This window comes from Algoriphagus sp., from assembly GCF_024305035.1.
Lineage (GTDB): Bacteria > Bacteroidota > Bacteroidia > Cytophagales > Cyclobacteriaceae > Algoriphagus.
On record NZ_JAMWZB010000057.1, the window covers coordinates 1 to 11,100 of the forward strand.

Annotated in this window: 10 protein-coding genes; 9 read left to right on the forward strand and 1 reads right to left on the reverse strand. The window is 40.2% G+C overall.

What is annotated here, in order from left to right:
• Positions 1-647: 647 nt before the first annotated feature.
• A complete protein-coding gene (locus Q0L00_RS19285) occupies positions 648-2,027 on the reverse strand; it encodes a tRNA/rRNA cytosine-C5-methylase (RefSeq protein WP_297338530.1) in 1,380 nt (459 codons plus the stop codon).
• Positions 2,028-2,121: 94 nt separating this feature from the next.
• Here Q0L00_RS19285 and Q0L00_RS19290 point away from each other — a divergent pair, with 94 nt between their 5' ends.
• The 9 genes from Q0L00_RS19290 (at position 2,122) to Q0L00_RS19330 (ending at position 10,852) form a co-directional block, all read left to right on the forward strand.
• Complete coding sequence (locus Q0L00_RS19290) at positions 2,122-2,481, forward strand: DUF1304 domain-containing protein (protein ID WP_297338531.1); 360 nt, start codon at positions 2,122-2,124, stop codon at positions 2,479-2,481.
• A gap of 12 nt (positions 2,482-2,493) precedes the next feature.
• Positions 2,494-3,336, forward strand: coding sequence for a fumarylacetoacetate hydrolase family protein (locus Q0L00_RS19295; RefSeq protein WP_297338532.1), 843 nt, complete (start codon positions 2,494-2,496; stop codon positions 3,334-3,336).
• A 12-nt stretch (positions 3,337-3,348) separates the two neighbouring features.
• Complete coding sequence (locus Q0L00_RS19300) at positions 3,349-3,780, forward strand: secondary thiamine-phosphate synthase enzyme YjbQ (RefSeq protein WP_297338533.1); 432 nt, start codon at positions 3,349-3,351, stop codon at positions 3,778-3,780.
• A 74-nt stretch (positions 3,781-3,854) separates the two neighbouring features.
• On the forward strand, positions 3,855-6,065 hold the full coding sequence (locus Q0L00_RS19305) for a DUF5916 domain-containing protein (protein WP_297338534.1): 2,211 nt from the start codon (positions 3,855-3,857) through the stop codon (positions 6,063-6,065).
• Positions 6,066-6,253: 188 nt separating this feature from the next.
• Positions 6,254-7,120: a histidine kinase gene (locus Q0L00_RS19310; RefSeq protein WP_297338535.1), complete on the forward strand. Its 867-nt coding sequence runs from the start codon at positions 6,254-6,256 to the stop codon at positions 7,118-7,120.
• Complete coding sequence (locus Q0L00_RS19315) at positions 7,117-7,863, forward strand: LytTR family DNA-binding domain-containing protein (RefSeq protein WP_297338536.1); 747 nt, start codon at positions 7,117-7,119, stop codon at positions 7,861-7,863. Before Q0L00_RS19310 ends, Q0L00_RS19315 begins: the two co-directional genes overlap by 4 nt.
• 291 nt (positions 7,864-8,154) lie before the next feature.
• On the forward strand, positions 8,155-8,865 hold the full coding sequence (locus tag Q0L00_RS19320) for a hypothetical protein (RefSeq protein ID WP_297338537.1): 711 nt from the start codon (positions 8,155-8,157) through the stop codon (positions 8,863-8,865).
• Between the two features lie 5 nt (positions 8,866-8,870).
• Positions 8,871-9,536 carry a hypothetical protein gene (locus Q0L00_RS19325; protein WP_297338538.1) on the forward strand — a complete coding sequence of 222 codons (666 nt, stop codon included), beginning with the start codon at positions 8,871-8,873 and terminating at the stop codon, positions 9,534-9,536.
• A gap of 95 nt (positions 9,537-9,631) precedes the next feature.
• Positions 9,632-10,852, forward strand: coding sequence for a hypothetical protein (locus tag Q0L00_RS19330; protein WP_297338539.1), 1,221 nt, complete (start codon positions 9,632-9,634; stop codon positions 10,850-10,852).
• The last annotated feature ends 248 nt before the right edge of the window (positions 10,853-11,100 follow it).

Below are 11,100 nucleotides of genomic sequence, written 5' to 3' on the forward strand. Positions count from 1 at the left end.
CCGATTAGTTCTCGCCTCGATTTACCCTTACGTGCAATAGACCGGATACACATAATTTTTTATTCCTTTTTTAGAGAATTGGCGTAATTTCTAGGTCAAATTTTTTTAAAAATGAGTGAGTTAGACTGTCGCAGATTTGATGAAGTTACCGAGAAGATGTCATTTTAATTGAAGAGTTTTTTTGCTGATTCGAAAGAAATATGGGATTGAACTATCCGGAAAAGGAGCCGCGATCTCAGGGAATCGATGGAATAGTAGGGAACCGAATCGATCTTTACTGCCGATAGTCGAGCATTGGCGATGGCCGAAGTGGCAGTGCACCTTTCTTTATCCTTTTTACCCAAATACTATGCGATGGTCGAGATTAATATTCCGGAATCTATTGCTACAGCATCACCTTCTGTTAAAAAATTACGCGTGAATTGGAACGGTTTTCCTCACCTTATACCTACAGTTAGTTGGGGATGAAACTGTTTCGGAGCGAAGGCTTGCGTTTTGAAAGTTCCTTCGGCAGGGCTTCCCGGAGATTTTAATTTTCTTATAAATCCTCCCCACTCAAAATATTCCCGAATTGAAATTGTCGACCAAAAGGATTTCCTTTTTGATACTCCAATTCAATGCTAGGAGGAGGAATTTTTATGGGCTATTCACAAATTTCTAATCCGCCATTCTTTCGGATAATAGTTGTTTATCCGGTTTCCCAAATTTTTGATCCAACCAAGCGGAAGGGATTGGAAGCAAACCAGAATCCAGCCTTTAGGCAAATCAGAGCATTGAATATCGGATTTTCGCAAAAAGTCCAAGGCTTGATCTTTAGTTAATTGAATTGTTTCAAATTTATATTTCGGTAAAATAGATAATGCCCAAGCTGGACTTGGAATCCATTCTTTGCCTTGCTTTTTTCCTAGCTCGACACCAAAGTATTTGATGCTCAGATGCTGAGAAAGTTTATCCACATGGTTTTTCCAATTCTGATGGATTCTGAAATAACTTTCGTTTAATTGATAATAGGCTCCAGTCAAAGGAAAGTTGAGCTCACTATCTAATTGTTCGGCTTCTTTGGACCCAATTTCTTTCAAAAATGGATGCTTAAAATCTTTGACTTTTTTTGGCTCTAGGCGGTGAGTATCATCTGGTCTCTTTAAAACCGTAATGAAAAAACCTTCTCCTTCGACCAAATGGGGAAAAAAGCGGTAGCCGTAAAATTCGCCATTTTCAGTTTTTACTTTGCTTTCCACAATTTTCCACGAGGGATCGAGGGGAATTCGAACGGGTTCGTAAGCAAACTCTTCGGTCAAGAAGCGAATCATTTCTTCATTTTCCAATTCATTAAATGTGCAAGTACTATAGATCAAATAACCCCCTGCCTTGACCAAGGCACCGGTTCGATCGAGAATCCGTTTTTGTCGCGCTGCGCAGAGTTGGATATGGTCGGGGGACCATTCTGTTCGGGCTTGGGGATCTTTACGGAACATTCCCTCGCCTGAACAGGGAGCATCGATTAGAACTAAGTCAAAAAGGCCTTCCAAGGGCTCAAAATGCTCTGGGTCGTTATTGCTGACTAAGATATTTCCCAAGCCCCATTTGATGCAGTTTTCCCTGAGAATTTGGGCTCGAGCTTGAATGACTTCATTGGCGACCAGAAAACCATCTTCGCCGAGGTAAGAACTCAGGAGGGTGGATTTTCCGCCTGGTGCAGCGGCTAAATCTAGAAATATCCCTTTTTCGACCCTCTGGCTTTTCAGGATGTGTTCAATAAACAGGGAAGAGGCCTCTTGTACATAATAAGTGCCTGCATGAAAACTCGGATCTAAAGTAAAGGACGGACGCTGTGGTAAAAAGTATCCGTTTTCAGACCAAGGAATGGCCACGGAATCATCAAGATTTATGCTTTTTTTCCAAGGATTGAGCCGGATGGAAGTTCTGGGCTCTGATTCAATTCCTTTTTCAAATTCTTTATAAACTACCTCTCCTAAGAGACTTTTCATTTGGGTTTGAAAGGCAATGGGTAGTTTGATGGATGTCATAACAAAGGCTTTTGGGTAAATATAACAGGGCAAATGTTTTTGTCGGGTGGACCGGAGGCGAGTTCTCCAAAAAAATTCCTATTTTGATCATGCCATGTTAACCCTAATCCATATTCTTGTGGGACTAATTGCCTTACAGCATCTTCTCTTTTTTTGGATGGAAGCGGTGGTATGGGAAAGTTTTGGTCGGAAAGTTTTCGGTGGGACGAGGGAGTTTTTTAACTCCACCAAATTCTTGGCCGCCAATCAAGGTCTTTACAACGGGTTTTTAGCAGCTGGGCTCATTTGGTCCTTTTTTACTCCCGTTGATTTTGCATTTCAAATCAGGCTTTTTTTTCTCAGCTGTGTACTAATTGCTGGGCTTTTTGGAGCCTTTACCGTGAGTAAAAAAATAATTTGGGTGCAGGGTTTTCCGGCTTTGATTACCTTAATTTTGATTCTGATTAATTTATAAACCTATTATACCATGAAATTGTACAAAATTGAAAATAAGCCGCTCCTTGACATCAATGGGGACTTTTTTCTTGGTCCTGATTCGGATTGGGATCAATTGCTGGGTCGTGATAGATTAAAAGACCTATTGTATTCAGAGGCTCAGCATTGGGTGCAAATGACGATGGAAGAAGCAAAAACCCTGATGGAAGAGGGACTTCAAGTCCCCATGGGAAATCAAGAAGTTTGGGCGGCAGGTGTCACTTACTACCGTAGTCGTACTGCACGAATGGAAGAGTCTCAGGATGCTGGCGGAGCGGATTTTTACGATAAAGTCTATGATGCAGACCGCCCTGAATTATTTTTCAAGGCTACGGCTAGTCGGGTTTCCAATCCCGGTGGAAAAGTAACTATCCGCAAAGATTCAACTTGGGATGTGCCAGAACCGGAACTCACGCTTTTGCTTTCCCCCTCAGGAAAAGTTCAGGGGTTTACGATCGGAAATGACATGAGCAGCCGGAGCATAGAAGGCGAAAACCCACTTTATCTTCCACAGGCAAAAATGTATTTGGGTTCGGCGGCTTTAGGTCCCTGCATTTTGATTCAACATGAATTACCTGAAAATACGAATATTCAGCTTCGAATTTTTAGGAGTGGAAAACAGGTTATTTCAGAGCAAACTGATTTGACCCAATTAAAACGAAAGCCACAAGAATTAGCGGATTGGCTCTTTCGGTCAAATTCTTTTCCGCTAGGGTGTTTTTTGATGACCGGTACGGGGATCGTGCCCGATGATTTTACGCTGGAACCTGAAGACCTTATTCAAATCGAAATAGCCGGAATTGGTGTTTTGGAAAATTCAGTCAGAAGAATCTAAGTGATGATTTCCATGAATGTTATGCTTCAAAAGAGTCTAAAATTAAGGCCTTACTCATCGGGATATCATTTGGTTACCGACCAAATTTTGGAAGCCATTCCTGAAATCAGCCAAATTCAAACTGGGTTTTTACAGGTTTTTATTCAGCACACCTCGGCCGCGCTGACTATCAATGAAAATGCCGATCCGGCAGTGAGGAGGGATTTCCAAACCTTTGTAAATGAATTGATTCCCGAGACTTATCCACGCTTTATCCACATCGATGAAGGGTCCGATGATATGCCTGCGCATATTAAAGCTAGTTTTTTTGACACCAGCCTGCAAATTCCCATCAGTGGTGGAAAACTCAACCTAGGAATATGGCAAGGTATTTACCTCTGTGAATTTAGAACACAGGCCTCGGGGAGATCCCTGATTCTAACCGCTTTCGGAGCAGCTAAATAATCCAAAGCAACCACTTATAAAAATATCCCTTTCTAAGAATAGTACAATAATATTTTTGTACGATCAACTAAGCTATGGGATCTTATTCACGCATTTTATTTTGTTTTGCGCTTGTTTTTAGCGGCATTAATTCTTTTGCGGTTTCACAAGAATTGAATGCTTTCGCTTTTCAGCTCAAAGAGCCAATTGTGCTCGATGGTATCCTGGATGAGGAAATCTGGGGGCCTGAGGGTTGGAATGATAATTTTACTCAGTATTTCCCTTATGATACTTCAGCGGCAGCAGCACAAAGCCGAGTAAAAATCGCATTTGACGATGACAATCTCTACATCGCTGCCATCATGGAGAATATTGGACCTCGAAAATACGTGTCCACTTCCCTTCGAAGAGACTACCGTGGCGAGCAAAACGATGGCATCAGCTTTGTCTTTGATACCTTCAATGATAAAACCAACGCGTTTCAGTTTGGGATTAACCCCTACGGAGTGCAGCGTGAAGCGCTCCTGGCCAATGGAGGTGCCCGTTCGGAGGATTTGAATCTGGCTTGGGATAACAAGTGGTATGCAAGAGCTTCTGTTCACCAGGATCATTGGCAAGTGGAGGCAATTATACCTTTATCTACCATCCGTTTCAAAGATGGAGCTCAAAACTGGAATGTAAATTTTTATCGGATCGATAGCCATCTGGGAGAACGAAGTAGCTGGACTCCAATTCCTCGAAATTTTCCCATTATTTCCACGGCTTTCAGCCGTCCATTAATTTTTGAAAAACCGCTTAAAAAAAATTCGGCAAATATTTCATTGATCCCATTTATAGCTGGTCGAACAGCTCAGAATTTTCTGGAGGGTACTTCCGAGGATTTTACCCCGGCCGTAGGTGGAGATGCCAAAGTGGGAATCGGGCCGGCATTGAATCTCGACTTGACTTTCAATCCGGATTTTTCCCAAGTGGAAGTCGACCAACAAGTGACTAATTTGGATCGTTTTGAGATTTTCTTTCCCGAGCGAAGACAGTTTTTCCTGGAAAACGGTGATCTTTTTGCCAGTTTTGGTCATCCTCTTGCCAGACCTTTTTTCTCCCGTAGAATCGGTGTGGATCGAGACAGCGCTACTGGCCAAAATGTGCAAAATAAGATTATCTACGGGGCCCGATTATCAGGGAAAGTAACCGATGATTGGCGAGTGGGTTTGATGAATATGCAAACAGCCACGGATGAAGACCGAGGGATTTCTGGGAAAAATTTTAGCGTCTTGGCTGTTCAGAAAAAAGTCTTTTCTCGCTCAAATGTGGGTTTCATTTTTGTCGATCGGGAATCTCTGGCCTTGGACGAGTACCAAAGTCTCTTCAATCCCAATGCGTACAACCGGATGATGGGGGTGGAATATAATTTGGCCTCTGAGGACAATCGTTGGACAGGAAAGGCCCTCTATCACCGCACCTTCGAAAGTATTGAAAAAGAAAATCCAAGAACCTTAAACGCCTATATTTTGTATAGCGACCTGCATTGGAGATGGAGTGCGAGCTATCTTGATATTGGGGCGGGATATAATCCAGAAGTGGGCTTTGTCCCTCGGGTGGATTATAAGCGGTTTAATCCTGACTTAGGCTATCGCTTTTTTCCTAGATCGACCTTCATCAATAGTCACGGGCCTCAAATTGAATACGAATTGAGATGGAACGAAACCCTGGGAAATACCGACCGAGATATCGAACTGCAATACGAAGTGCTTTTTCAGTCCTTAGCCCAGTTCACAGTAGGCTATACCAATAGCTATGTGTATTTATTTGATGATTTTGATCCAACGCGAACGGGAGGAGAGCCGCTTTTGGCAGGCACTGATTACAAAGTCAGTAGATATGGCTTTGAGTTTCGAAGTAACTCCCGACAAGCTTTCAACTTTGGCCTAGAGGGAGAAGCAGGAAAATATTTTACAGGAAACATTACCACTTTGCGAAGTGAATTGGCTTGGAGAATCGGTTATACGGCAAATATCGGAATGAATTTTAGCTACAACCGGATTCGACTTCCCAAGCCTCAAAACGATGCAGACCTTTTACTCGTCGGTCCTCGAATTGACCTGACTTTTACCAAGTCGCTTTTTTGGACGACTTTTATTCAATACAATAATCAGATCGAGAATATCAACGTCAACACTCGGCTTCAGTGGAGATTTGCGCCAGTGTCAGATTTCTTTTTGGTGTACACGGACAATTATTTCCCTGATACATTTAATTCCAAGCAGCGCTCGCTGGTGCTAAAGCTGAATTATTGGTTGAATATTTGACCAAATCAAAATTTATGTAGTTGAAATTCATTCGTTTTTACTTTTCAAAAGTATCGTCGGTATTTCTAGATTATTCAGGGCTAATTTTTTGCATAATCTTTACTTATGTATGAATTTTTTGTTCATAATAACTTGAATGTCAAATAATTTTTTAATTTCAATTATCAAACCTTAGTAAAAAGCTTTTTGTGAATTCTGAAGCTGCTGTTTTTGGAATTCATTTTTTAAAGTACCAAGAGATGTATTCCGTAATGATGACTGTTTTTGTTTTTCAGACGACTTCCCCCAAACAGGAAAACTCTGAGATTTTTGTGGCCTTGCTTGTAGGTTTGGTTCCGGTTTTGCTGGCCTTTTTGTTCTTATTTTTTGTCATTTACCGATCCCGGCGAGAAGCTGTAGCCAGAGCGGTAGAAACGCAAATTCGCCTTTCCAAAGCAGAAGGAGAACTCAAAGCACTTCGAGCTCAGATCAATCCTCATTTTATATTTAACTGTCTGAATTCCATTCATCATTTTATCCAGCAGCAGGATGCCAAGCTAGCCGGAGAGTATTTGATCAAGTTTTCCAAACTGATTCGCTATGTTTTGGAGAGTTCTGCAAAAAATTGGGTGACACTTGCAGAGGAGTTGGAGGCAAATGAACTGTACTTGGAACTGGAGCAACTCCGAACGGGCAATGCCTTCCAGTTTGATTTCGAGGTAGATCCTCGGATTTTAAAAGATCAAACCTATATCCCTCCCATGCTGATTCAGCCTTTTTTGGAAAATGCGGTGTGGCATGGCTTAAGTCAAGAAGGCAAAGTAAGACTTCAAATTCAGTCGAATGGAGGAGCCTATCTGCACTGCAAGATAGCAGATGAAGGAATGGGAAAAATCGAAAAGCCGGACTACGACCTCAGTAAGTTGGTCAAGAAAAGTAGCATGGGTATTCAGCTGATGAAGGAGCGATTTAAAGTGCTGAATGAATGGAAGGGTTTTCAAGCGAAATATGAATTTAAAGACCTTCAGGGAGGAGGCCGTGAGGTTTTACTGACTATACCTTTTGAAGTAGAATGAAAAATAAGTATCGCGTATTGGTGGTGGAGGACGAACCCAAGGCACGAGAGCAATTGGTGGGACTGCTCGGGCAATTTGAGGACTTTTCGAGTATTTTCGAGGCGGGTTCGCTCAAGGAAGCCCAAAGTATTTGTGATTCTGAAGACCTGGATTTGGCATTTTGTGATGTGATGCTACCCGACGGCATGTCTCTGGACTGGATTGCCCAAAAAGGAAAAATATATTTTGACCTGATTTTCATTACCTCACATCAGGATTTTGCGATCAAAGCCTTTCGTTTGGCAGCTTTGGATTACTTGCTCAAACCCTTGGATAAAGAGGAGTTTCGGACGGCGGTTTTGCGCTTTTTGACCAAAAAAGACAAAAAGGAGTCTCAAATCGAGCAATTGATTTACAATCTCAAGGCTCCGAAGGAGCAAACGAAGATAGCTTTACCGACCCTTCACGGTTATTTGTTTGTAGAGATTCGTCAGATTGTCCGCTGTGAATCCGACAATACTTACACCTATTTTTATTTAAAGGATGGTAAAAAACTCTTGGTTTCTCGGACACTCAAAGACGTGGAGCAGTTGCTGGAGGAATTTGGTTTTTGTCGGGTGCACAATTCCCACTTGATCAATATGGCTGAGGTAGAAGAATACCTGAAAGGAGAAGGCGGACAGGTTAAGTTGAGTGATGGCACCCATGTGGACGTGTCGAGAAGACGGAAGGAGGAGTTTTTGGGGAAGCTGAGGAGATGGTAGTTAGAGTCGGAAGATTTTAGAATCAAGAAATAAGATGGAACAAAATGAAAATAGAAAAATCTTTTTAGGCTTGGTGTTCTCAGTGGTGATTGCCAAAAACTATTTGAAAGTGACCGAAATCTAGTTGGGGATGGTGTGGGTCAAAAGTATGGAGAATATTGAGATCAGATTTTCAACAGAACGTTTGGTCGAAACAGCAGCCGGCCAAAATCTCGGGCCTAAGGAGCTAAATTGGGGTGATTGAGCAATTTCCGGAGGTATTTTTCCCGGGTTAATTTTAAATATAAAAATATGAACAATTTTATAATTCCACTTCAACAAGCAGAAGGTCTTGTGGAAAACTTTCAAGTCAATATTCCAAAGGAAGATCCGGTTGTCCAATTTGGGGGTATAATTGATGTAGAATCTCTTCCCTATATTAAAAATCCTCCTTTGATTTATAAAGGCTTTATGGCATGGTTTGGATTAAACCAGCGGGACGAGTTGGTTTTGTTTTTTGAAGATGATGTTTATTATGATCCAAATAATCTTCCCACAAAACCTTCAAAAAGTAGTCTTTTAGAGTCTGATCGTATAATAAATAAAGGTTATTTGGGAACAAGTCCAAATAGAAGAATTCAAGACCTGAGTGTTCCTTCAATGGTTTTAGGGAGGAAGGATAAATTTACCCCTAATAGTCAAGTAATAAGTGCCATAAATCGATTTAAAAACCTGTTTCCTTTGGATTCAAATAGAAAACCATTTAATAACTACCCATTCGGTTTTTTTGAAAATAATACAATTGTTGATTTTTCGATTTTTTTAAATCAACCAAATCTTAAGCATATCGCATATTTTTTTGGATATAATGATTTAAATCCTGAGTATATAGCCACCAATCGAATCAGGATTGTTCTTGCTGGACTTTCCGATAAAGGAGTATTATTGCCAAGCTATAACGAAGCTAATATGGAAGACCGTGTTTTGCTTCAATACTCCTGGCCACCACCTCCAAATTCATAACCTTAATGTTCTATCAGATTCCTATCCAGGAAATCTCCACTTTTGCCATTTGGATTCCCTTGATTTTGGCAGGAACGAAATGGAGGACTAGCGATCGAAAAATTCGCCTGTTTTTTGTGTTTCTATTATTTGGAGCAATTACGGATATCGTGGGCTGGTGGATTTATGGAGTGCTGGAAGATCTGGAACTGGGAAAATACCATGCGTATTTGTTGAACCTCTACCTTTGGTTTGAAGCTTTATTTTTTATCTGGCTAGTTTTTGAATTTCTGCAAATTTCACAAAAAAGCCTATGGAGAAGAGTACTTTGGACTGGAATATCCTTTCTTTTTTTGATGGAGATGATTATCCGTTTCGGTTTTGGTATTCCCTTGGATATTTATACTTCCTTTCTCATTTCAGGGATGATGGTACTCAATTCCTTTTTGATGGCTTTTGCCTTATTGGGATTGGCAGAAAAAAATGGGGAAATCATGCGTGATCCCTGGTTTTGGATCTTGTCTGGAATATTCTTTTATAGCTTTTCAGTCTTTTTTATTGATATGTTGACCTACACGTCACTTGGTCCAGAACTGTGGAAATTTCGCACATTGCTCAATTTAATTCAGTATGTGTTTTTTGTGGTGGGGCTAATTAAGATTAACATCCCGAAACATTGGGATAATGTATAATCAACTACCACCTCCCATTTACTATGTGAAAGTCGCCGGACTCTAGATAAGGTTATGATCATTAATTGTTTTTTAGAAATTTTTAGAAAAAAATCATGAAAAAATCTTTATTAACATTACTGACTTTGATTGGAATTTCTTTTGTGGGTTTTAGCCAAGGGGTTCAAGATGTATGCTCAAAATTATTAGAGGGTGGTTTATACTCCATTACACAAATGGAGTCTTCTGATAATTTTAGCTCTGATCTTAAAAAATATTTGCTCTCTGAAAAATTTATTTCTGATTTAAAAAGTGGAAAATGGGGAGGATCCTTCACTTTACCTTTAAAAAACGGTTTGCCATTAACAATAGGTGCGAGCTCTTCAAATGAAGAGATTAATGAATTTAAATCTAGAGTTATAGAAACTACTGAAATAAAAATCGAGCAAGGAAGTTACAGTTCTTTTTATGGGACTATTCCAAATACAAATCTATATGAAAGTTATATTAAATGTTTAGAATTAAGAAATATAATGTCACCTGGACTAATTGCTGGTTCAGTGATCGAAACAGATAATGTAGTTATATTTCCATTTTATTACAAACCGCTTTCATTAAGTGATGAGAAGCCTACAGTTAAAAGTTTCACAGTTTATCCAAATGGGGTTTTAATTGATGGGATTTTAGAGGTAGGTCAAAAAATTGAGTCTTTAGCGTTTTCTGTAGTTTGTGCTAGGCCGATCAATGAGGATATAATTGTTTCGATAGAAACAGATAGAGGTCAAGCATTTGCAAAAGCATCAGCGAAGGAAAATATTTTTTCAGAACAAAACCTTCCAGTTGGAACTATTATTTCTTCCTTTCTTACCTTTGAACAATTTTCAAAATTGACGAAAAATCATGAAGAAAGTGGGGGAGTATATACCGCTGAAAAATCAAAATGGATTCCTTGTGATGGAAGAGCAGCTGCCTCCTCAAAATTTTCAAGAATTACAGGATTTTCAAAGGTACCAGATTTAAGAGGGGTTTTTCTTCGAGGACTTAACACCTTCGATCCGACAAGTACAGTGGGAGAAAAAGATCCATTAACTCGAGACCCAGAAAATAATCGAGGGGTTGGAAGTTTTCAAGTGGATACCTTCCAAGGTCACTGGCATCAAATGATTCAGCCTTATGACGCACAAGGATTCAATACTTATTCAGGAGATGGTAATACAGGAGTTAGAAACGATATTGTTAGAGATCCTGTTTCAGATGGAGTCAATGGAACACCTCGAGTCTCAAAGGAAACTAGACCTAAAAATGTAGCAATATACTATTATATTAGAATTAATTAGAAATAGAGATTTCCGATCAGTTTATGCGGGAAGAGACCTTTGTACAGACGTTGGACTTGATGGGAATTGCTCCCGGTATGTACACGGTTCAGGTTCAAAAGGGCGACATAGTTATGTCTGGTCGACTGATCAAAAAATAGAAATAAGCTTCTTGAATTCAAAAAGCCAGTTCCAATAGGGACTGGCTTTTTCAATGTGTGCCGTGCATGGCAATCGACTAGGTGGTGTAAGTCCACTGTGGGGGTATG